Annotated in this window: 20 protein-coding genes; 8 read left to right on the top strand and 12 right to left on the bottom strand. The window is 45.3% G+C overall.

Features of this window, described 5'->3' with window-relative positions:
• Positions 1-51 precede the first annotated feature (51 nt).
• From ACE3T3_RS14060 to ACE3T3_RS14050, 3 genes are read left to right on the top strand one after another with little or no spacing between them, the layout of a single operon-like run.
• Positions 52-666: an RNA polymerase sigma factor gene (locus ACE3T3_RS14060; RefSeq protein ID WP_374668024.1), complete on the top strand. Its 615-nt coding sequence runs from the start codon at positions 52-54 to the stop codon at positions 664-666.
• On the top strand, positions 663-986 hold the full coding sequence (locus ACE3T3_RS14055; RefSeq protein WP_374667983.1) for a hypothetical protein: 324 nt from the start codon (positions 663-665) through the stop codon (positions 984-986). Before ACE3T3_RS14060 ends, ACE3T3_RS14055 begins: the two co-directional genes overlap by 4 nt.
• Positions 976-1,377, top strand: coding sequence for a DUF3106 domain-containing protein (locus ACE3T3_RS14050; protein ID WP_374667981.1), 402 nt, complete (start codon positions 976-978; stop codon positions 1,375-1,377). The genes ACE3T3_RS14055 and ACE3T3_RS14050 overlap by 11 nt, the downstream gene beginning before the upstream one ends.
• Before the next feature lie 121 nt (positions 1,378-1,498).
• Here ACE3T3_RS14050 and ACE3T3_RS14045 read toward each other — a convergent pair whose 3' ends face one another.
• The 4 genes from ACE3T3_RS14045 to cxpE all read right to left on the bottom strand — a co-directional run bounded on the left by ACE3T3_RS14045 (position 1,499) and on the right by cxpE (position 7,800).
• On the bottom strand, positions 1,499-3,907 hold the full coding sequence (locus ACE3T3_RS14045; RefSeq protein ID WP_374667979.1) for a CSLREA domain-containing protein: 2,409 nt from the start codon (positions 3,905-3,907) through the stop codon (positions 1,499-1,501).
• A 13-nt stretch (positions 3,908-3,920) separates the two neighbouring features.
• On the bottom strand, positions 3,921-5,747 hold the full coding sequence (rbtA, locus tag ACE3T3_RS14040) for a rhombotarget A (RefSeq protein ID WP_374667977.1): 1,827 nt from the start codon (positions 5,745-5,747) through the stop codon (positions 3,921-3,923).
• 121 nt (positions 5,748-5,868) lie between these two features.
• A complete protein-coding gene (hda, locus tag ACE3T3_RS14035; RefSeq protein ID WP_374667975.1) occupies positions 5,869-6,573 on the bottom strand; it encodes a DnaA regulatory inactivator Hda in 705 nt (234 codons plus the stop codon).
• An 18-nt stretch (positions 6,574-6,591) separates the two neighbouring features.
• Positions 6,592-7,800, bottom strand: a complete 1,209-nt coding sequence (gene cxpE / locus ACE3T3_RS14030) for a chloramphenicol efflux transporter CxpE (protein WP_374667973.1) — start codon at positions 7,798-7,800, stop codon at positions 6,592-6,594.
• Between the two features lie 135 nt (positions 7,801-7,935).
• On the opposite strand from cxpE, the gene purM reads away from it, so the two are divergent.
• A complete protein-coding gene (purM, locus tag ACE3T3_RS14025; protein ID WP_374667971.1) occupies positions 7,936-9,006 on the top strand; it encodes a phosphoribosylformylglycinamidine cyclo-ligase in 1,071 nt (356 codons plus the stop codon).
• Positions 9,007-9,015: 9 nt separating this feature from the next.
• Positions 9,016-9,645 carry a phosphoribosylglycinamide formyltransferase gene (purN, locus tag ACE3T3_RS14020; protein WP_374667969.1) on the top strand — a complete coding sequence of 210 codons (630 nt, stop codon included), beginning with the start codon at positions 9,016-9,018 and terminating at the stop codon, positions 9,643-9,645.
• A gap of 73 nt (positions 9,646-9,718) precedes the next feature.
• On the opposite strand, the gene ACE3T3_RS14015 is transcribed toward purN, so the two are convergent.
• From ACE3T3_RS14015 to sppA, 3 genes are all read right to left on the bottom strand, one after another.
• The gene (locus tag ACE3T3_RS14015; RefSeq protein WP_374667967.1) at positions 9,719-10,252 is read right to left on the bottom strand and encodes a hypothetical protein; all 534 of its coding nucleotides are present in this window, start codon (positions 10,250-10,252) and stop codon (positions 9,719-9,721) included.
• A gap of 132 nt (positions 10,253-10,384) precedes the next feature.
• Positions 10,385-11,188: an alpha/beta fold hydrolase gene (locus ACE3T3_RS14010; protein ID WP_374667965.1), complete on the bottom strand. Its 804-nt coding sequence runs from the start codon at positions 11,186-11,188 to the stop codon at positions 10,385-10,387.
• A complete protein-coding gene (gene sppA / locus ACE3T3_RS14005) occupies positions 11,185-12,228 on the bottom strand; it encodes a signal peptide peptidase SppA (RefSeq protein WP_374667963.1) in 1,044 nt (347 codons plus the stop codon). Before sppA ends, ACE3T3_RS14010 begins: the two co-directional genes overlap by 4 nt.
• 127 nt (positions 12,229-12,355) lie before the next feature.
• Here sppA and ACE3T3_RS14000 point away from each other — a divergent pair, with 127 nt between their 5' ends.
• Positions 12,356-13,357: a lysophospholipid acyltransferase family protein gene (locus tag ACE3T3_RS14000; RefSeq protein ID WP_374667961.1), complete on the top strand. Its 1,002-nt coding sequence runs from the start codon at positions 12,356-12,358 to the stop codon at positions 13,355-13,357.
• On the opposite strand, the gene ACE3T3_RS13995 is transcribed toward ACE3T3_RS14000, so the two are convergent.
• The 3 genes from ACE3T3_RS13995 to ACE3T3_RS13985 form a co-directional block, all read right to left on the bottom strand.
• Entirely contained in the window at positions 13,323-15,809 is a 2,487-nt protein-coding gene (locus ACE3T3_RS13995; protein ID WP_374667959.1) for a DNA internalization-related competence protein ComEC/Rec2, read from the bottom strand. The genes ACE3T3_RS14000 and ACE3T3_RS13995 overlap by 35 nt on opposite strands.
• 87 nt (positions 15,810-15,896) lie before the next feature.
• On the bottom strand, positions 15,897-16,583 hold the full coding sequence (gene lolD, locus ACE3T3_RS13990; protein WP_374667957.1) for a lipoprotein-releasing ABC transporter ATP-binding protein LolD: 687 nt from the start codon (positions 16,581-16,583) through the stop codon (positions 15,897-15,899).
• On the bottom strand, positions 16,576-17,811 hold the full coding sequence (locus tag ACE3T3_RS13985) for a lipoprotein-releasing ABC transporter permease subunit (RefSeq protein WP_374667955.1): 1,236 nt from the start codon (positions 17,809-17,811) through the stop codon (positions 16,576-16,578). The genes lolD and ACE3T3_RS13985 overlap by 8 nt, the downstream gene beginning before the upstream one ends.
• A 25-nt stretch (positions 17,812-17,836) precedes the next feature.
• Here ACE3T3_RS13985 and ACE3T3_RS13980 point away from each other — a divergent pair, with 25 nt between their 5' ends.
• Positions 17,837-18,406 (top strand): PilZ domain-containing protein, encoded by a 570-nt coding sequence (locus ACE3T3_RS13980; protein WP_374667953.1) that lies wholly within the window; start codon positions 17,837-17,839, stop codon positions 18,404-18,406.
• Positions 18,407-18,410: 4 nt separating this feature from the next.
• On the opposite strand, the gene ACE3T3_RS13975 is transcribed toward ACE3T3_RS13980, so the two are convergent.
• Both ACE3T3_RS13975 and ACE3T3_RS13970 read right to left on the bottom strand, forming a co-directional pair.
• Positions 18,411-19,319, bottom strand: coding sequence for a DMT family transporter (locus ACE3T3_RS13975; protein ID WP_374667951.1), 909 nt, complete (start codon positions 19,317-19,319; stop codon positions 18,411-18,413).
• An 11-nt stretch (positions 19,320-19,330) separates the two neighbouring features.
• Entirely contained in the window at positions 19,331-19,804 is a 474-nt protein-coding gene (locus ACE3T3_RS13970) for a YaiI/YqxD family protein (RefSeq protein ID WP_374668022.1), read from the bottom strand.
• 289 nt (positions 19,805-20,093) lie between these two features.
• On the opposite strand from ACE3T3_RS13970, the gene ACE3T3_RS13965 reads away from it, so the two are divergent.
• On the top strand, positions 20,094-20,519 hold the full coding sequence (locus ACE3T3_RS13965) for a GNAT family N-acetyltransferase (protein WP_374667949.1): 426 nt from the start codon (positions 20,094-20,096) through the stop codon (positions 20,517-20,519).
• Positions 20,520-20,853: the final 334 nt, after the last annotated feature.

Genomic DNA, 20,853 nt, shown 5'->3' with positions numbered 1-20,853 from the left:
TATGAACTTGGAAACGATGGTGGGTATCCAATGACGGGATTTTCCATCTCTATGGATTTAGCGCCAAAACAGTCAAACACGGCAGACCCGAGTGTTCTTAAGAGCACGGCTGAGTCGCGCCTGAAAAACTTCATGCATGAAGTAACTGGACGTGCTTTAGTGATGATGGAAAGCGCCACCCAAAACCAGCATGGCATTGCCATGGATTTGGTTCAGGAAGCTTTTATCTCCCTGCATAAATCTTATGCCGACAAATCCACTGAAGAATGGTATCCCCTGTTCTACACCATCTTAAACAACAAGCTGCAGGATTGGCGCCGTAAAGAAGCTCGGCGCGCTCAGCCTTTATCATTTTTCAGAAAAGTCAGTTTAGATGACGATGATTTAGAGCTGAACGATGTTGTCGATGAATCCACGCCCAATCCTTTCGAATTTATCGACCGTGAAGTGACTGCGGAAGAAATTCAGCAAGCGATTGCCCAACTGCCTGTCCGGCAGCAGCAGGCATTCATGCTGCGGGCTTGGGAAGGTTTTGATACGCACACCACAGCGCAGATTATGAATTGCACTGAAGGCAGTGTAAAAACACATTATCACCGTGCTATACAAGGCTTGCGCACTGCTTTAGCACATTTGAATCCACATCTGGGAGGGTCATCCGAATGAAACAAGATGATTTCTTAAAGCAAGTAACTTCCAAACTTGATGGACTCGCACAGCACCATGCTCAAAAGCCTGCTGTGATGAACAATGTTCTCGAAAATATTCATGAACGTGAAACATCACGCTACGGCTTATTGAAAATGTCAGGCTTTGCATTAGCTGCTGCGATTGCAGGCTTTGTTGTGCTGCCGAACTCGGTTACAACACTGAATGAAAAACCGCAAAATCAAGTTGTTTCAGCACCTAAACTTTCACCGCAAATGGTTGAAGATTTAGAAATGTTAATGGTTTTAGGTGAGGACAAAGCGTCTCATGGCAGCTAAAAAGTTGGCAATTGCTTTTTGCGCATTCAGTTTTCTGCAAACCAGCTTTGCGGGTTTCGAACGTTTTTGGATTTTTTCTAAAAATGCCGATAGCCATGTTGAAACATGGGATTCACTTTCTGATTCAGAACAGGCTGCGCTTATCAAGCGCTATCAATCCCTTAAAGAAATCCCTGCAGAACAGAGCGTCAGCCTGCAGCAGCGCATGGATTGGTTCAATCAGCTGCCCGAAGCCGAAAAGCAAAAAATGCGTGAAACCTGGCAGAAAATGAGCACTCAAGAACGGCGTGACCTTGGCCAGCGCCTGCAAAAAGCCTCGCCAGAAGAACGCACAGCCATTCGCGAGGAATATATGGATAAATATCTTACACCTGAAGTGATTCATCACTGAATTAACTTAAGATGCTTGGGAATTAAACCCTATTCCGTTTCTTCATTGCCTCATCAAGCTATCCTTATAAATCATGAAATAAAAAAGACCTCTATGCATAGAGGTCTTTTTTTATGGTGATTTACGCCTTTAATTTCCGCATTCTGAATAATGCCAAGCCTGCTAAAACCATAAAACCGAATATGCTGGACGATCCGCCCCCGCCGCTCGCGCTTTCATTGGTGTTTTTCGCTGGGTTTTTTAAATTAATGAAAGCCGTAGCAGATTGAGCGCCTTCAGAATCATAAATATGATAAGGCACACTAAATGAGAACTGATTGAATGCATTTTTGGATGAAAATTCAATCGTACCGCCATAACAGGTGTTTTTCTGTTGATCCGGACATGGCCCTTCGTATTCTGCATTAAACTTTAAACCAGCCGGAATGCTCTCAAAATAAATCGGCGCATCATGCCCTGCAGCATTTTTATGCCAAACCGTTTTACCCGCAGGCAATGTGGAAAGCGGCCCGTCCCCTTCATCCGAATCATTTTCCAACGGATTGACGCGAACTGTTAGGTTGTTGTCCGTCGACATTAGATATTCATCATTTACCGCAATTGGCGCAATATTGACAAAAGACGCTGTCAACATGCCGGACGATTCCAGCTTGCTTCCCGTTTTTTCTTTTAATGTATATTGGCAATAGGCGAATTGACCCGATGTGGTACTGCCGCCTGTGCGGTAGATCATAATTTTTTTAAGGCTGGCATCCCATCGGCAAACTAAATCCGAAGGATCACCCTTGATTACAGGTTTGCCAGTGCTGTCTACAGATAAATCTGTACCAATGCCTATTCGTGTTGCTATGACATCATAATGATCTGCATCCAGCGGCAGTAATTTACGTTCCTGAGTATTGCCGACATCCACTTCTTGCGGAAGAGCGAGAGCAAAAGGATCCTGATATATAGCACGATAAATCAAATTATTTTTGAGCTGAGGCAAATACGCTTCTGCCTCTTTTAAATCATATTCATTGGCATATTTATATTCTGCTAATGCTGGATTCGCAATGGCCGCTTTAAGATCATCAATATCCGCCTGCAAGTGTGCAAGCATTGCTTTCTGTGAGACATTTACAATTTCATCAATATCAGCTGCCGCAAAATTTAATTTTTCAACAGAGCCAATATCGCAAGTATTCACTATGCTTGGATTCAGCATCAATGAAGTATCAGCATCCCGTGCAATTCCACGTTGATCATATTTTGAACACCCTATAAATCCGCTATCCAGCAAGCTTACAGCCGCCGTACTTTTCAAAGGATAATATAAAGGTAAAAACCTATTATAAACAGATGCCTGCTGATAATCAGTCAGCAATTCAGAACGGGCAGTACCACTGACATCAATATTTTTAGCCGTATCCGAATCCGCAATCAGCGCCTTGGCTGGAATCACACAATTCGCATTGGATAATTCAGCAGCATTGTTGCGGAAGCCAAACTGCAGCGCTTCGTCTGGCGTTTGGCTATTCAAATAACGGCAAGACTTGCCATTACCGTTAAATGCTAAAATATTATAAGAAAAATATTTAGAAGCATTATCATCATAATACAAAGTGCTAAAAGCATTATTTTCTATGATGGTGTTGCTGCTGAAGGATATCACCGAGTAAGGGCTTAAACGGTCCAAACCATCAGAAATTGCACGGATAATACTGCCATCTGAAGCATTTGCAGTATTTTTTGCAATGGTATTCGCTTCAAAGGTCACCGTATTACTGCCGCATAAATCTATTGCGCTCAAACTTGATGCATTACCATTATTGACAATACTGCTTTGCGAAATACTGACGACAGGTTTATTGTCCTTCAGATTGCCTAGGCAGCTCATCGCCAGCACACTGCCTTTTGGTGCATTATTATTTTCAATACGCATGCTATTCAGATTAACTTCTTTTTCAGCATCAAGCGCAAGCATGTAAATTGCACCGCCGGCTTTATCAGCCTTTGCGTTTAGAATCGCACCATTACTGATGGTAAAATTACCGCCTGCATATACCGCGCCGCCATAATCTTTGGCATAGCCATTTTTGAGTGCCACACCATCTAACCGCACATCTGCACGCGTTTCAGAAGTATTAAAAAGACGTGATTTAGCATCTTTTGCTGCAATAACAGTTTTTATATCCTCAAGTTCAGGAAATTGATTATTCAGTGAACTTTTAAGATTAAAGTTGCTTCGGCTTTTCCCCCAAATAATAATAGATGACTCGGGCTTAAGTTCACCTTTCGTCAGCTCGTATGTACCTTCTTTGAGCTGAATGGCATCTGTCTGGCTTGCATACGTATTGCCTGCACTGCAGCCGCCAAATGATGCATTTTTCTTGGCCGTTATGATTGCTTCACGCAATGAACAATTACTGAGGTTCTCCCCATTTTCATCATCAAATGTATTGACATAAATGGTATTATCATTAGCCGCCATCAATGACATTGCTGATAAAACCATTATGCACAGCAGTCCTTTTTTATACTGTTTCATGGCTTGTCCTTAATTATTTTTTGAATTTCCGCAACCCAATTAAACCGAATAATACGAATAAGCTATAGAAACCTAAAGCGCCGCCAGAAGTTTCGACTGTTTTGCTTTCCATAGTTCCAGTTGTATCTTGTTTTATCGTCACCAGAGCATTGATGTATTTTGCTTCTACCTGTTCATTAAAGCGTGTAGATGATGTAATTATTTTGATATTAAAATCATCTGTACCATGCCAATTTCCATTTGGTGTATATGTTAAATCACCATTTAAATTCAGCACTGTTTTACCTTTAGACGCACCCCACTTCTGCTCAATGACTAAACAGCCATCCTGCCAAGGTATTCCAGCTGGATTTGGCCCCACTTCAGCATCGCATTGTTCTTTTGGCAATAAATCGCTGTCACCCAATGATTCCAGAATATTAAACTTCGCAATTTGGCCATAAGTAATGTCTTGACCAAGTTTAGAAATGCTTGCAGGCACTGTAACTTCGATTGCTCCGCGGTCACACCAAGCATTATCAGTCAATCGTGACGTTCCGCGCTGATCTGTCAATTCACAAGCAACAAAATTGGCATTGCCATTTGCAGTAGTTTGGCCTTTATTCAAAATTGGGCTTGAAAACATATTGACATAACTTAGCAGCATGCGCGGACGCAAATAGCCTAGAAATGCATTGCTTGGCGCCGTATATGGGCATAATAGTGATACCTTATCTTCCAGCAGATTTCTACAAACACCTTCATCGTTACCTGCAATTAAGGCAGGATCCGTTAATAGCGTATTTAAATCAGCTGCATCGCCAATCGGGCAACCTGTTTGCGAAACCAAATTATTGAACAGCACGCTTTTATCTGCCGCCGAGTCTTCAATTTTGCAATCTTGAACGGCGCCATTAGCGCCATTGCCGATTAAAATACTATTCGCAAGATAGCCCTGGCCTAGCGCCGAATCAAAGCTGATGCCGCCAGTATTTTTGACAATCGTTAAATTATTTAAGCCTATGCCGTCTTTGAGATTGATAGCAAAGCCTTTATTTTTATAAAAGGTGCTGTTTTTAATGTAATAATTGCTGGGAGGAAAAGTCAGTTTATCTGCATTTGCACTTTCATCCAAGGTAAAGACTATTGCGCTTCCAGAGGTGCTGGTATTATTTTTAAACACAGAATTATAAATGCGAAAGCTTGGCGCTAAAGAATAAATCGCGCCGCCATCGACTGACGTATTCTCTGCAATAAGTGTATTTCGCATAGCGAAACTGCTGGCTGCAGCAGTTTCACTTGCCGCCAAGCCCACATTATATATCGCGCCGCCTAAGCGTGCATAACCGCCTTGCAAAATGACGCTGTCTAAAATTAACGCCTTATTATTATAAATAATCCCGCCCAGATCTGCGCAAACGTCTTTTTTGCATCCCTGCAGGGTAATTTCTTTAAGATTCACAACAAAAGAAGCATCTTCTGAATTATCAATCGTAAAGATCCGGTTTTGGCCGGTCATTTCAATCGTGGCATTGTTTTTACCTGCGATAGCCGTCTCTGACACAGTAGTATCGTAAACGGTTCGAATATCCATCGCAGCTTTGAGGTCTAAGGACTTATCCAGTTTGTAAACTTTGCTTTTTTCGAGCGCAATAATGGCTGAAGAATCTTTACCGCCGCAGCCCATATAGCCGTCTTCGGAACGGTCTTTTTCAGGCGTATTCAGATATTCAACCGCTTCGCGCAGTGAACATTCCTTGTCGTCCTTAACGATGTCTTCTGTTGTGGTGATATTAATTTCAGCACTATAAGCATGCCCTGCAAAACACAGCACGCCTATGCCTATGCTCCGTTTGAGCATAACCTTTCTCCTTGTATCTTTTTATTTCTTTTTCTATTCTTTAGCCGCACATTCCCTGCAGCATCGAATTATTTCGTGTACTTTGTCATAGCTTGAGTAATTACTCAAGATTTTTTATAGCTTATCTATATTCATCAATCAATGCGTAAATTTGACGCAAAGCGGCATTGCTCAGTTTGGTTTTTTCCCCTTTTAAAAGCTGAATCAGCTGTTCTAAAGTCTGCAGCAAAATAGACGCCTGATGCGGCCCATGCAGCAGCAAATAATCAATAATCTGCTGGTCAATATGAATGCCTCTGCGGGACAGCACGGAAAGCACCAGCGCCTGACGGTCTGCATACAGGCTGCCGTTCGGTACTTTAACACTGACTGCCTGGGTTAAGCGTGACTGCAAGTCCGGCAATTCAAGCTTTAATTCTATCGGCGCAAATCGGGAAGAAAAAACCAGCTGCCCGCCGCCTTCATTATTGTAGTTAATCAGATGAAAAACCGCTTTTTGCCAATGCGGCACGCCGCTGATCGCCTCAATATCGTCCAAGGCAACCAAGTCATACTGATCCAGCGAGGTAATGGCTTCTGTCGGCGCATCCAGCAATTCCAGTAAGGATACTTTAATCGCCAGCTTGCCAATTTCTAAATAAGAGTCACAGATTGCAGAAAGCAGGTGGCTTTTGCCTGTTCCGGCTCCGCCATAAACATAAAAACGGTTCATTAGCCCTGCATGCAATTGACGCACGCCGTCAATTACATGCCCCCATCCTGGCCCTGAAAAATCACTGATTCGGGCATCGAGCTGAGGTTCTATGTCTAACTGCAATTGACGCATATATCTATAAAGGCCTTATCAATCTTTTGGTTCTGATTCATCGATCTTACTCGATTTTTCAGGATCTTGCTGAATTTTTACTGCAGTATCCTTCAGCTCAATATCAATATCGGCCTGAGCCGTTTCAATTGAGATGGATGTCGCGCCCTGCAAATCTAAAGGAGCCCCATACAAATGGCTCTGCTCATAATATTCACGCACATGGCGAAGCAGCACAACAATCACGGCAGCCACCGGCAAAGCAATCAGCATGCCGAGAAAACCCGCCAGCTGTGCGCCGGCTAAAACAGCAAAAACAACCGCTACCGGCGACAGGCCAATTTTATCGCCCAAAAGGAAAGGCTGCAGAATATAGCCTTCGACCGCCTGGCCGATCATGAAGACCACCAGCACGAAAAACAGCTGCATCCAGTCCAAGCCAAATTGGAACAATGTTGCAATCACTGCGGCAATGATACCGACTGCAAATCCTAAATACGGAATAATGCTGGCCAATCCAGCGACCATGCCGATGATCAGCCCAACTTCCAGCCCAATCACCTGCAAGCCTACAGCATATACAACACCAAGCAGGAACATCACTAAAAACTGGCCTTTAACAAAAGCGCCCAACACGCTGTGGCATTCCCCTGCAATTTTCAGCGCGCTTTGTTCATACGGACGCGGAATCAGGCGGCGGAAGCTCTCAAGCATGCGCTCCCAATCCAGCAGAAAATAGAAAGCAATAATCGGTATCAGCACCACGGTGCCGCCGATCTGGATGAAGTTCAGGCCAGACTGCGCCACTTTTAACACTACAGCCTGTATGCTGTCTGCACTGTAATTGGTTTGGATATAATCCATGATCGCCTTAGAAATCTGTTCGGTATCGATTTCCATTGGCACTAAATTGAAAGTATGGGACAGCCACGGCAAAAAGGTGTAATTCACCCAATGAATGCCGGCTGGAATGCTGGTTTTAGCATACATCAGCTGCTTCCAGACCAGCGGCACCACATACCAGATGGCCCAGGTCAGCACCACGCCAATGCCGATAAATACAACACTGATGGACAGCCAGCGCGGCAGACCGATGCCATGCAGCTTATTGACCAGCGGACTGAATAAATATGCGATTAAAAATGCACCTATAAAAGGCAGCACGACAGGTTTTAAAAGGTACAAGACCCAAAAGATTAATGCGATGCCTGCAAGAATAAAAATGCGGCGCAAGGTCTTATCAACCATAAAAGTTCGCCCTTTTGTCCATTTAATCGTTTTAGAAAGGAAAATATTTAAGTAAAGATAGCATTTTAGCGCATAAATAACATAAGTGTTTCGTATATTCAGGTATAATCGCCCCGCGAATGCGGAGACTTCATTATGAGCAACTCAACCTCTACCCCAAACACTGGTTTAAGCTATAAAGATGCAGGTGTCGATATTGAAGCGGGCGACGCGTTAGTCGATCGTATCAAATCTGTCGCGAAACGTACTGCACGTCCTGAAGTAATGGGCGGACTAGGCGGCTTCGGCGCACTTTGTAAAATTCCTAAAGGTTATGAAGAACCTGTTCTCGTATCTGGCACAGATGGTGTAGGTACAAAATTACGTTTGGCACTTAACTTAAACCGTCATGACACAATTGGTCAAGACTTGGTTGCAATGTGCGTAAACGACCTTCTTGTGTGCGGTGCAGAACCGTTATTCTTCCTTGACTATTATGCGACTGGCCACTTAAACGTAGATGTTGCGGCAAATGTTGTGACTGGCATTGGCGCTGGCTGTGAACTTGCAGGCTGCGCATTGGTTGGCGGTGAAACTGCTGAAATGCCGGGCATGTATGAAGGCGAAGATTATGACCTTGCAGGCTTCTGCGTAGGCGTTGTCGAACAAAGCAAAATCATTGACGGCTCTAAAGTGAAAGCGGGTGACGTTCTGGTCGGTGTAGCCTCTTCTGGCGCTCACTCAAACGGCTATTCTCTGCTTCGTAAAATTCTAGACGTAAAAAACGTTGATTTAACGCAAATTGTCGATGGCCGCCCGCTTGCTGATGCAGCGATGGAACCGACCCGCATTTATGTTAAACCGATTCTTGAATTGCTGAAACAGGTTGATGTCCACGCGATGGCGCACATCACTGGCGGCGGTTTGCCAGGCAACCTGCCACGTGTTCTTCCAAATGGCGCGCAAGCTGTTGTGAATGAATCTTCTTGGGAATGGCCTGAACTGTTCAAGCTTCTTCAAAAAGAAGGCGGCGTTGAACAATTTGAAATGTACCGCACATTTAACTGCGGCGTAGGCATGGTACTTGTTGTAGATGCAAGCGACGCTGACAAAACGGTTGAATTGCTGAACAACCTTGGCGAAAAAGCGTTCGTTATGGGCAATATCGCTGACAATGCTGAATCCGTTGCAGGCGCTGACGAAAAAATCCGTGTTGTTTTCGCATAAGCCGCACTGATGATTAAAATTGCTGTCCTCGTTTCAGGCAGCGGAAGCAACCTGCAAGCCCTGATTGATGCCAATCTGTCGGGGAAAATTGCAGGCGTGATTTCCAATAAGCCTGAAGCGTATGCTTTGGAACGAGCGAAAAACGCTGGTATTGCAACTGCAGTGATTGAGCATAAGCAATATCCAAACCGCGAAGCTTTTGATGATGTCATGCATCAGCAATTGCTGGACTGGGATGTAGATTTGGTTATTTTGGCTGGCTTTATGCGCATACTCAGCGCAAAGTTTGTCAACGCTTGGGAAGGGAAAATGATTAACATTCACCCTTCCTTGCTGCCGAATTACAAAGGCATGCATACGCATCAGCGTGTGCTCAATACCGGCGATACCCTGCATGGCTGCACGGTGCACTATGTCACAGCAGAACTGGATGCAGGGCAAGCTTTAGCGCAAGGCGTACTGAAAGTGAACACGCATGATGATGCTGAAACTTTGGCAAATCGCGTGCATGTACTGGAGCATCTCATTTATCCGCAAGTTGCGGAATGGATTTGCAGCGGCAAAATTCAGCATACTGAACACGGTGTCCTGTACCAAAATCAGCCAATGCTGGAGCCTGTACAATTCTATAAGCTTTAAAGCTCTGTGCATCAATCGAAATTAAATTTAAAAACGCCTCCACGGGGGCGTTTTTTATCATTCAGACATAAGTTTAAGGATTCAATTCATCTGATGAAAATAAAAAACCCTGATCTGGTGGGCTTAAAGAAAGAGATTCTGCAATTACTTTAAATTCTGCCAACGCTTTCGAAATATTATGCCCTTGCCCCTCATAAGAAGTTAATAAAACACCTGCATTACTCCCCAAAGATGCTATGATTAAAAATCGCTTCCCTGAATTTACCGTAAACGCATTTGCCTGAAAAATCACCCCGTCTTTGGCTTTGACTTCCACATTTTCCCGAACAAGTTTAACACCTTCCGTTTGCATCAAGTTTTGCTTTGGCACTTCAAGCGCAGACACCAAATACTGCATTCCCTCTTCAATTCCCTGAGGGTAGTAAATAGAGAGAATGAAAGCTTTTTTCTCTTTCTGCTGCAGCGCAATTAATTCATCATTTTGCCCCCGCTGAATATCCCAATGATCGCTAAAATCCAGCTGTACATTTTTATAGTTTACTTGCTGTGCATTAATACTGCTATTTATACTCAATAACATAATGAAAATAAAAAAAATTTTACTCATAAACCATTATTCCTTGCCGCTGTTCTAAGTTTTTTCAGTTTTAATATTTTTTGCATAGGCAATAAAATGGCGGTCAAATTGCTTAACCTCCATTTTATTATCAATCTTCAGATATTTCCGCAGAAAATATCCTTAAATTTTCTGATTTAAAATCAATTCCTTTATTGTTTTTACTGTCTGTTCTGGCTGCTCCAATGGGAACATATGGCTGCCTTTGGCAACGGTGTACGGTATGCCGAATTTCTTTTTCACCATTTGCGGGAAACCATGGCCAATAAACGGCCCATGTTCCGCAGCAATATAATGCGCAGGCACTTTCAGCTGCGGCTGAGGCAGCCACCACAAGGAAGGATTGGTTCTGAAGATATTCACTTCATCCATTTTTGCAATGGTCAGCTCTACGCCGCCGCGCTGCACATCATCCATCAAGGCATGGTCGATATAGGCTTGGAAACAAGCCGCATCAAAGTGCTGATAAAAGCCCTTCGGACGCAGCAGCTCTGCCGCCTGTTCACGGCTGTCCCAATGATCCCTGCGCCGCAAAGATAAAGACGCGGGCGACATGGTATCGACCGCTTTCAGTTTCAATGTTTTTGCAAGATGCAAAACCAGCGACTCTTTGCCCATGATCAATGGCGGATCAAGCATAATGACCTGCTCAAACAGTTCAGGGCGCTCTATGGCCGCCTGAAAGGTTAATACAGCGCCCAGCGAATGCCCCAAGCCGATCACTTTACGGCCATTGGCCTGACGGACAATGCTGTCAATGACCTGCTGCGTTAGGCTGGCCCAATGATTATCAATAGGATAGCGCTTGTCTGGCCCCAATAACGGCACATAGATGACATCGTATTCGTCCTGCAGAAGATCAAACAGTTTCTGATAGACCTTGGACGGCACGCCATTGGCGTGCGCAAAATGGATTAATGGTTTCATTGCAGTTTAGCATCATTCTCTGACTGAATTTGCTGTGACAGCGCCGCAGCAAAACCTTGCCCCATTGAAGAACCAAGCCGGCCTAAAACTGAATCAAACGGGCTGTATTCAATGGTGTAGTTCACGGCTTTATCCGTATTCAGTTCACGCTTTAAGGTATTCAAACTGCCCACACGGTCTGCGATGCCCAATTTGACCGCCTGCTCACCCGTCCAGAATAAGCCTGAGAAAATTGCAGGGTCGGTAGATTTCAGTTTTTTGCCGCGGCCTTGTTTCACAGCGTTGATAAAATGCTCATGCACATTATCCAGCACACCTTGCACATGCGCTTTCTGCGCAGGATCAATCGGCTGAGTCATGGATAAAATGGCTTTGTTTTCGCCCGAGGTCATGGTGCGGTCTTCAACACCCAGCTTCTGCATCAAGCCATTCACGCCATAGTTCGGCATGATCACGCCGATAGACCCGACTAGGCTGGATGGATTGACAATGATTTCATCCGCCGCAGACGCAATATAATAGGCTCCTGATGCGCCAGTATCGCCAATCACAGCATACAGTTTTTTATCCGCATGCTGTTTTTTCAGATACTGGATTTCCTGCCAAATCTCATCAGACTGAACCGGCGAGCCGCCCGGTGAGTTGATATTCAGCACGACCGCTTTGCTTTGCTTATTTTCAAAGGCTTTTTTCAAAGAACGGATGGTATTGGTGCTGTTGACGCTTTGCTTATCTGCCGCAATCGTTCCGACAATATCAACAACAGCAATATGCGAGCCTATTGAACCGACATCATCTGTCGATGCTGTGCTGCAGCTTTTACCCAATGCAACCAAAATAAATAAAATATATGCAAAGGTTAAAAATTTAAAGAAAATTCCCCAACGGCGCGCGCGGCGCTGTTCTACCACTGACGCTAAAACCACTTTCTCAAGCAGCTTCCACTCATTGCCGGTGGGCTGCTGATGATTTAAGGGCTGCTGTATATTTTGATGCGTATTTTGTGTTTCGTTTTCAGGTTTTGGTGGCCAATCGGACATAAAAAATCCAATAAAACAGTTAAGAAGTACCCCATTATATACACTGAAAGTACGGGAACTGTCTAAACATAGTATTTTATCCTATAATTAATTCATCATTTTCTTTTTGCTTTGTTGACTGCAGCCAATGACTGAACAGAATTCTCAAAATACAACATACCGTCTCTTGAAGTTTATCAGCCGTCAACCGATTCAACTCTCCCGCTTCATTGCAAAAATGCTTGCTGGCCTTGTCAACACACTCAAAATCTCCAAAACCTCAGAAACTATCCGCCTGAATTTAAAACTCGCACTGCCCGAACTCAGTGATGAAAAGCGTGAACAAATCACAGCGCAAGCCATCCGCAATGAATTGATGTCTTATTTTGAGTTTTTCAGCATCTGGGGCTCCAGCAACGAAAAAAACCTGTCCCACATTCACAAAATATATGGCGAACAGCACTTTCATGATGCTTTGGCTGAGAATAAGGGCTTGATTTTAATTGTGCCGCACTTTGGCACTTGGGAAATCATGAATGCATGGTTTGCGCAATATACGCCAATGACCATCATGTATAAGCCGGTTAAAAACCCAACGGCCGATGCTTTTGTCCGCGATGCGCGCAGCCGCGAGCGAGCCAATCTGGTTCCGACCGATGAGTCTGGCGTGCGCCAGATTTTTAAAGCGCTAAAACAAGGAGGCACGACCGTAATTCTGCCGGATCATACGCCGAATATTGGCGGTGAAATGGTCCCTTATTTTGGCCTGCCGCTCGCCACCAGCAATTTAAGCGCCAAACTGATTCAGAAAACCAAAGCAAAAGCCCTGTTTTTATATGCGATGCGCAATGAAAATGATGGCTTTGACATGCATATCGAACCGATGGATGAAGCAATTTATCAAGGCAGCGCAAATGACGGTTCACGGGTTATTTTTGAAGCATTGGAAGATTTAATCCGCAAATATCCAGAGCATTATCACTGGAGCTACAAACGCTTTAAAGCCAGCCCAGCCACAGATTCCATTTATCACCTGTCCATAGCGGAAGCAGTCGCATTGGCGCAAAAAATCCGTGCAGAAACGCAGGCTGGAACACAAGCAACCGCGCCTGCATCTACCGAAGTTCCGGCCACGGTTCCTTCGCCTTAATCTTCTGCAGCCACTTCCATTCATCACGGGCAAAGTTGATCCGGATTTTGCCATCCTGCTGTAAAAATTGGATGCTGCCTTGCCGGCTTGTGGTCAATAAAGGAATATTCAGCTGTTTTAAACGCGCTTGCGTCAGCTTGCTGGGATGCCCATAGCGGTTGAACCTCCCGGCAGATGCAATCGCTAATTTGGGCTGCAGCGCTTTTAGAAAGCTATAAGCGGAACTGTGCTGACTGCCATGATGTCCCAGCACCAAAACATCCGCATGCAAATTCGGATAATGCTGCAGCAGCTGAAACTCCGTTTCCCAGCCTGCATCCCCCATCAGCAGGAAACTTTGATAGGGCGCTGCCTGCTTGATCTGCACATACATAACGCATGAGTTTTCATTTTTACTTTGGCTTTGCCTCTGCAGCGGTTCACGCGATGGAGAGAGCACTTCTATGCTGACTTGATCCTCCCACTGCCAGCGCTGCCCTTGTGTACAATAATCAAATTGCGTCTGCACAGGCAGACTCTCCGGCCGTTCACTGGAGATCAGCTGATGAATGACGAGCTGATTTTGAATGGCAAAATAGCCGCCGCTGTGGTCTTGATCCAAATGCGTCAATACCAGCTGATCCAGCTCACTAACCGCATTCACAGCTAAAAATGGCAAAATAATCTGCTTACCGACACTGAACTTGCTTTCATCATAATTGCCGCCCATGTCCACCATCATGCTGCGCTTTGCATCACGGATAAAAATCGCCTGCCCCTGTCCGACATCGAGTACCGTCAGCTCAAAGGGATGCGGTATAAAACCCTTTAAGCACAGTGCCAGCAGCCCAATGACTACCCAGCCCTTAGGCAGTACCCCCCTCGGCAAAAATGCAATCAGCAGGCTCAGCGCCAAAAGCGCCAGCATGGGCTGATTCATCGCAATGGCAGACAGCTCCGGCTTAAACAGAAAGTCCAAGCCGTCTAAACAGGCCAGCAGCAGCGCCAATAGCCGGTCATTCAACAGGAATAATACAGCGGCCAACGGTTCTGAAATGCTGTAGCTCATGGCCGCTAAAATATCCAGCGGCACCACCAGCATGCCCAGCCACGGTATCGCGATAATATTGCTGATCGGCGTAATCCATGCAAGCTGCTTAAAGAATAAAATCATCAAGGGACAGAGCGCTGCAAAAATTTTCCACTGCGACTCCAGCAGCAACTGCACGGACAGCGCCAGCTTCTTTTTCCAATGCATTTCCTGCTGCAGTTGAAGCTGCTGTTTTTGCAGCGTTTGATAAATCCGCAATAAAATAAAACATGCGCCATATGACAGCCAAAACGCTGCCGATAAAATGCTGAATGGATCGATCAGCAGCAAAATTGCAGCGCTCAGCAAGAGCAGCTTCATCGGCTGGAGCTTTTGCTGCATCAATAAAATTACACAACCTAAGCTGCACATCAGCAAGGTTCTGACAGCAGGAATTTCAAAACCAGCAAACAGGCAATATAGAAATACACAGCTGAGAAAAGGCGCCATCAGGGCATATTGTTTCGGAATCATGAGATACAGCTGCGGCCAAAAGCGCGCAATCAGCCGCTGCAGCAGCCAGCTGACCATCAGGGCGAAAATCACCACATGCGGGCCGGAGATGGCCAGCAGATGGCTCATGCCAAACCGCTGGAACTGCATTTTGGTGTCTTTGCTCAGCAGGCTTTCATCTCCTGTCAGCAAAGCCAGCAGCAGCCCTTTATTCGGCAAGGGCTGATGCTGCAGAAAAATTCTGAAGTTTAGCCGCTGTTTTTCAATCCACAGCGGAACTTGATGTATCCAGCGCCGATGCCGTTCGATGACCTTGGCATAGCCGAGCGCTGACATGTGCTGTTCGGTCAGCGCCTCCATGTGCTTGACCCGAAAGCCTGAGGCAATGCGCTGCTGCAGATACCATTTTTCCTGATCAAAGGCGCCGCCAATCGCATAAGAATGCGCCGGCCTCAGCTCGCCCTGCAAACGGTAATATTGCCCCAGCTGCAGTTCCTGCTGCTGGGAGCGCAAATTGGCGTAAGGAATATAAGCCAGATACTGCAATTGATCATCCGAACTGGCCGTATTTGGCTGATTAAGCACCGTGACTTTTTGCTGCATGCCCTGTTCAGTCAGTTCGCTTAATTGCTCAACATAAACAATCACATCCCGGTCTTCAGGCTGATGCTCAACATGCGAAAGCCGCTGCTCTAATGCGTGATTGGCATAGCCAAATCCCAGATAGCCCGCCAAACAGATGCTCATGCAGATATTGAATATTTTCAGCGCAAGATGCTGATCTTTCAGCAGCGGCTGCATCATGCGCTGCAGCACCAGCCAAACTGCAGCGATACAGCCAACGCTCCATAGGCTGAACTGCAAATCAGCCCATGTCTTCCCAATCAATGAAATCCCGGCAATCCAGCCGAGACAAAACCATTGCAGCATTATTCTTATTCTGTATTTATCTTTATTGCGCGCAATAATAAAGCCCGCCGAGGCGGGCTTCAATCTATAGCAGAATATTCAAATGAATTAGGCCTTTTCGACCCACACCCCATCCTGCATATGCAAAATGCAATCCGCCGACTGCGCCAAATATTCATCATGGGTCACAATCAGCATCGCCATATTGAATTCTTTGCGCAGCTCAGACAGCAGTTCAAAAATTTTCACGGCCGTCTTGCGGTCTAGGTTGCCTGTCGGCTCATCCGCCATCATCAGTTTAGGCTTGGTCACCAGCGCGCGCGCCAGAGCCACACGCTGGCGCTCACCGCCGGACAATTCTCCCGGCTTATGCGTTAAACGGTGCGACAGTCCAACACGTTCCAGCAGGTATTCCGCCTGCTGCTTCACCTCTTTGTAGTTGGTGTTTTTGCGCAGCATCAATGGCATTGCCACATTTTCCAGCGCAGTAAACTCCGGCAGCAAATGGTGGAATTGATAGACAAAACCCAAATGCTCATTGCGGATATAGCCGCGCTCCGCTTCGCCCAAGGTATCAAAGCGCTGGCCATTGATCATCACCTGACCGGAGGTCGGACGGTCTAAACCGCCCAGCACATGCAGCAAGGTGCTTTTGCCTGAACCGCTGGAACCGACAATGGAGACAAACTCACCCGCCTTCACTTGCAGCGACAAACCGCGGATTACATCAACAGAAGATTTGCCATCGGTAAAAGACTTGGTGATGTTTTGCGCATCTAAAATTAAATTACTCATAGCGCAATGCCTCCGCTGGCTGAATTTTCGCTGCGCGGAAAGCAGGATAAATGGTTGCGATAAAGCTTAAACCCAATGATAAAGAGACAATAATCACCACATCCTGCCAGCGCAAATAAGAAGGCAAATAGTTGATAAAGTAAGCATCAAACATATTCAGGCCTAAGCTGGTATTGAGCCAGCCGACTAAGCCGCTGATGCTTGACGCGGCAATAATGCCCAAAATTGCCCCAGATACCGTGCCAATCACCCCAATGACCGTGCCCTGAACCATAAAGATGCGGGTAATGGTGCCCGGAGAAGCCCCCAGTGTACGCAAAATGGCGATATCCGATTTTTTATCGGTCACCACCATGACCAAGGATGAAACGATATTAAACGCCGCCACCAAGACAATTAAAAACAGCAGCAGGCTGACCATGGCCTTTTCCATCTGAATTGCGCTGAACAGGTTGCCGTGCGTATAAGTCCAATCTGATGCATAGAAGTTGGCCGGCAAATCGCGCACAATTTCTTGAGAGACTTGCGGCGCTGCAAAAATGTCATCCAGCTTCATGCGGATACCCTGCGCGCCATCGGGAAGTCTTAATAAGGTGGATGCATCATTCAAGGCAATGTAGCCCATCATTGAGTCAACTTCAGCGCCGATACTGAATATGCCGACAATCTTAAAGCGCTTAAAGCGCGGCACCACGCCTGCCGGTGACGGCGTTGCTTCAGGCAGAACCAAAGTAATATTGTCGTTCAAGCCTAAGCCCAAAGCATCTGTCAGCTGTTTGCCCAGCACAATGCCGAACTCGCCTTTTTTCAGGTTATCAATACTGCCTTCAACCATATGGTCTTGAATAATTGAAACCTTTTTCTCATACTGCGGCTCAATGCCCGTGACCATTACCCCTGAGACCTGGCCCTGCGCTGTCAGCATGCCCTGAAGCTGCGTAAATGGCGCTACGCCTTGCACGTGTTTATGGTGTTCAATTTTCTTTGCAAGTTCCGGCCAATTTGTTAAAATTTGTGTTGAAGAAACAGTGGCTTGAGGTATCATTCCCAAGACGCGGTTTTTCAATTCTCGGTCAAATCCATTCATCACAGATAAAACGGTGATGAGAACGGCGACACCTAGGGTCAAGCCGATCATAGAAACCAGAGCAATAAAAGAAATAAAGTGGTTACTGCGCCGTGCGCGAGTATATCTCAACCCTATATACAGCGAGATTGGTTTAAACATAACCATTTAGTCCGAGGTAATAATTATGGAAAATTTACAGCATCAAAGCGGTAATACGGAACGCCGCGTCATGTCGCGCATCGATGCTGCCTTGCGAATCAATTATCAGATTATTTCTGATGATGTTGCGCTGAATGATCCTTACGATCCTAATTTTGTCTTGCCGCGCTATTTTCTACTACTTGCAGAATTAGATCAATTTGATCACGCGCTAAACTACGAATTAGAACAATTAGCTGAGAAAGATCAACAAATTGCTCGAATCTTATCCTTATTTAATCAAAAGTTAAACCTGATTACGGGGTCTTTGTACGACGCAATTGTACAAAGCATGTTACCTATTCCAGAGCATGTCAATTTTTCTGAAACGGGACTGAGCTTTTTCAGCGACCGCCCTATTCAGGAAGGCACTTATGTGCACGTAACCCTCAGCCATCCTGAAAATTTTTTCCATATCGCAGCCACAGCGCAAGTGGTTTACAGCCGTCAGGAAGATAACGGCAAATACCGTACAGGCGCGTATTTTATCACTTTGCACGCGCAAGACCGCGTAAAACTGGCTGAATGCATTTCCTTAACTCAGAATAAGGACTGAAGCTTTAATCAGCCTTAAGTTTCTGCGCAAGCGCCCGGCTTGCCTTCAAATCTTGATAAAAATAGATAAATAAACCGGAAAGCATGACGGCAGCCCCTGCAAAGACCATCATGCTGACTTTTTCATTATTCAGCACGGCTCCTGCCAGCATCGCCAGCATGGGGGTCAGCACGGTGGTTAAAGACAAGGTCACTGGCCGCACATTCTGCACCAATTTAAAATAACAGAACATTGCAACCACAGATGCCATCACCACGGCATAGCCCAATCCAAACAGCGACTTAGCGCCCGGCATTTCGGTCGGCGCATAGCTCCAAATAAAAGGCAGCATGCACAGCGCAAATAGCGTCGAAACAATAATTGAACCGCTCGCCTGCGCCATCGGTTCCAGCGGCGCATTGATCTTTTTCACCCAGAAAATTGAAGCGCAGTAAATGAAGACGCTCAGCAGCATCAGGCCGATACCGATAGGCTGAATATGCTGGGTGCTGCCACCAAGGCAGATAATCACCAACCCGCCTACAGCCGTCAGCATGCCCAGCCATTGCATGCGGCGCAGCCGGATATTAAAGGCAAAAAAGCCGATCAGGCCGGTAATAATCGGCGCAAGGCCAAACATCAGGGCAATAATGCCGGAGCTGAGATAGGCGGTTGCCAAATAGGTAAAAAATTGCGATCCAATAAAGCTGCAGGCTCCTGCGGCATAACTGTGGATGCATTGCAGATTCATCGGCAATTTTGCGCGGGCGATCAGCAGCAGAACCAGCGACAGCGGCAGCGCAAGAAAAAACCGCAGCGCCAGCGCCCACAGGCTGTGCAGATCTTGCACACTCCAGACAATCGCCAGCGGCGTGGTTGACCAGATAAAAATCAGCATGCTGTAGGTCAGCATCAAATTCATTTTAGAGGGCATGTTTGCCGGCCTTATTTGGGTGCTGTTTTGCGTTTCTGCTTTTGAATGGTCTGATCCAGGCTGCTGGAAAATTCACGCTTATCGCGCTCTGAAATCGGCGGCGGGCCGCCGGTCTGCACCCCTGCGCCGCGCAAACTGTCCATAAAGTCGCGCAAATGCAGGCGCGCTTTGACATTGGCGGCGGTATAGACTTCACCGCGCGGATGAATCGCAATGCCGCCTTTTTCAATAACCTGCGCCGCCAAAGGAATATCCTGCGTCATGACAATATCGTTTTCTTTCATGCGCTCAATAATTTCTTTATCCGCCGCATCTGCGCCGCTCATGACCTGAATTGAATTGATGCGCACCGAAGGCGTAATGCCGACGTTTTGATTGGCGACAAAAGTCACTTCAAGCTGATAGCGGTCTGACGCGCGAATAATCACTTCACGCAAAATTTTAGGCAGCGCGTCGGCATCTACCCAAAGCTTAAATGGCAGCACAATTTGATCCAGTGCAAAAGTAATGCGCCATTTTAGCAAATCTATATGATAGCAATACGTGAAATTGCTCTATTTTATGTAGCGATTTCTCAAAAATTGAGAATACTCAAAGCAACAGCTGTTCATTCCATGTAAATGGATAAACACCCCAGCAAAAAATGAATAAAAACGCTTAACTCACTTGGACTTTTGTACTGGGTTCTTTCAAAGCGAATTTAAGCAATTGCTATGATGCTAGATAAGGTCGTTTTACCATATATGCTATCCTTAATATTTTTGAGGATTGCCCATGCTGCAGAAAGCGTCTGAGACCGATTTTTCTATTCTTATTGATATTTGGGAAAGGTCCGTAAGAGCTACGCATCATTTCTTGCCTGAAGAAGAAATTCAGAACTTAAAACCATTAATTCTTAATGAATATTTTCATCATGTATTGCTTCATAAATATGTTCAAGATGATCAAATAGTCGGTTTTATTGGCACAAGCAGTGACAATATCGAAATGCTGTTTATTGATCCAGAGTTTAGGGCTAAAGGAATAGGACGTGTTTTAACTCATTTTGCCATTACAGAATTAAAAATTGAGAAAGTAGATGTTAATGAGCAAAACGATCAAGCCGTTGGATTTTATAAAAAATTAGGATTTAAAGTCATAGATCGATCTGAATTAGATGGTCAAGGCAACCCCTATCCGATTTTGCATTTAAAAATGTAGTTTTCTAAATGTAATTCCACACCTAATACAACAATATTCTATTGATTTTTTATCTTTTAATTTAAAAGTTAAAATATAGGCTAGCCTTTTTTCTTTAATTTAAGCTCTATGATGTTAAACAGGTTCTTTTTTACTATTTATACGTTACTTAAGCATTGTAAATAGTCATTACAGTCATGAACCCAAATACCTTCTTTCCCTACAAAATAAGTAACCCGAATCGCGGATAAGAAATAAACTTGAAAATAAGAGGACTAGAGCCATCAGTTGAGTTACCACACAAAACTCACAACTCTAGTCCTAATGTTCAATAGTACCGAATTATTCTGCGTAA

The sequence above is a fragment of the Acinetobacter sp. genome (assembly GCF_041919735.1).
Lineage (GTDB): Bacteria > Pseudomonadota > Gammaproteobacteria > Pseudomonadales > Moraxellaceae > Acinetobacter.
The sequence above is the reverse complement of the archived record's forward strand: the minus strand, read 5'-3'. Positions and strand labels throughout refer to the sequence as shown.

What these genes read in the sequence shown, in the direction of transcription:
- purM (WP_374667971.1), top strand. Translation starts at nt 7,936, where the DNA reads ATGAGCAACTCAACCTCTACCCCAAACACTGGTTTAAGCTATAAAGAT.
- ACE3T3_RS14055 (WP_374667983.1), top strand. Translation starts at nt 663, where the DNA reads ATGAAACAAGATGATTTCTTAAAGCAAGTAACTTCCAAACTTGATGGA.
- ACE3T3_RS13975 (WP_374667951.1), bottom strand. Translation starts at nt 19,319, where the DNA reads ATGCCCTCTAAAATGAATTTGATGCTGACCTACAGCATGCTGATTTTT.
- ACE3T3_RS13995 (WP_374667959.1), bottom strand. Translation starts at nt 15,809, where the DNA reads ATGCTGCAATGGTTTTGTCTCGGCTGGATTGCCGGGATTTCATTGATT.
- cxpE (WP_374667973.1), bottom strand. Translation starts at nt 7,800, where the DNA reads ATGGTTGATAAGACCTTGCGCCGCATTTTTATTCTTGCAGGCATCGCA.
- purN (WP_374667969.1), top strand. Translation starts at nt 9,016, where the DNA reads ATGATTAAAATTGCTGTCCTCGTTTCAGGCAGCGGAAGCAACCTGCAA.
- ACE3T3_RS14000 (WP_374667961.1), top strand. Translation starts at nt 12,356, where the DNA reads ATGACTGAACAGAATTCTCAAAATACAACATACCGTCTCTTGAAGTTT.
- sppA (WP_374667963.1), bottom strand. Translation starts at nt 12,228, where the DNA reads ATGTCCGATTGGCCACCAAAACCTGAAAACGAAACACAAAATACGCAT.
- ACE3T3_RS14015 (WP_374667967.1), bottom strand. Translation starts at nt 10,252, where the DNA reads ATGAGTAAAATTTTTTTTATTTTCATTATGTTATTGAGTATAAATAGC.
- hda (WP_374667975.1), bottom strand. Translation starts at nt 6,573, where the DNA reads ATGCGTCAATTGCAGTTAGACATAGAACCTCAGCTCGATGCCCGAATC.
- rbtA (WP_374667977.1), bottom strand. Translation starts at nt 5,747, where the DNA reads ATGCTCAAACGGAGCATAGGCATAGGCGTGCTGTGTTTTGCAGGGCAT.
- ACE3T3_RS13965 (WP_374667949.1), top strand. Translation starts at nt 20,094, where the DNA reads ATGCTGCAGAAAGCGTCTGAGACCGATTTTTCTATTCTTATTGATATT.
- ACE3T3_RS14060 (WP_374668024.1), top strand. Translation starts at nt 52, where the DNA reads ATGGATTTAGCGCCAAAACAGTCAAACACGGCAGACCCGAGTGTTCTT.
- ACE3T3_RS14050 (WP_374667981.1), top strand. Translation starts at nt 976, where the DNA reads ATGGCAGCTAAAAAGTTGGCAATTGCTTTTTGCGCATTCAGTTTTCTG.
- lolD (WP_374667957.1), bottom strand. Translation starts at nt 16,583, where the DNA reads ATGAGTAATTTAATTTTAGATGCGCAAAACATCACCAAGTCTTTTACC.
- ACE3T3_RS13985 (WP_374667955.1), bottom strand. Translation starts at nt 17,811, where the DNA reads ATGTTTAAACCAATCTCGCTGTATATAGGGTTGAGATATACTCGCGCA.
- ACE3T3_RS14045 (WP_374667979.1), bottom strand. Translation starts at nt 3,907, where the DNA reads ATGAAACAGTATAAAAAAGGACTGCTGTGCATAATGGTTTTATCAGCA.
- ACE3T3_RS13980 (WP_374667953.1), top strand. Translation starts at nt 17,837, where the DNA reads ATGGAAAATTTACAGCATCAAAGCGGTAATACGGAACGCCGCGTCATG.
- ACE3T3_RS14010 (WP_374667965.1), bottom strand. Translation starts at nt 11,188, where the DNA reads ATGAAACCATTAATCCATTTTGCGCACGCCAATGGCGTGCCGTCCAAG.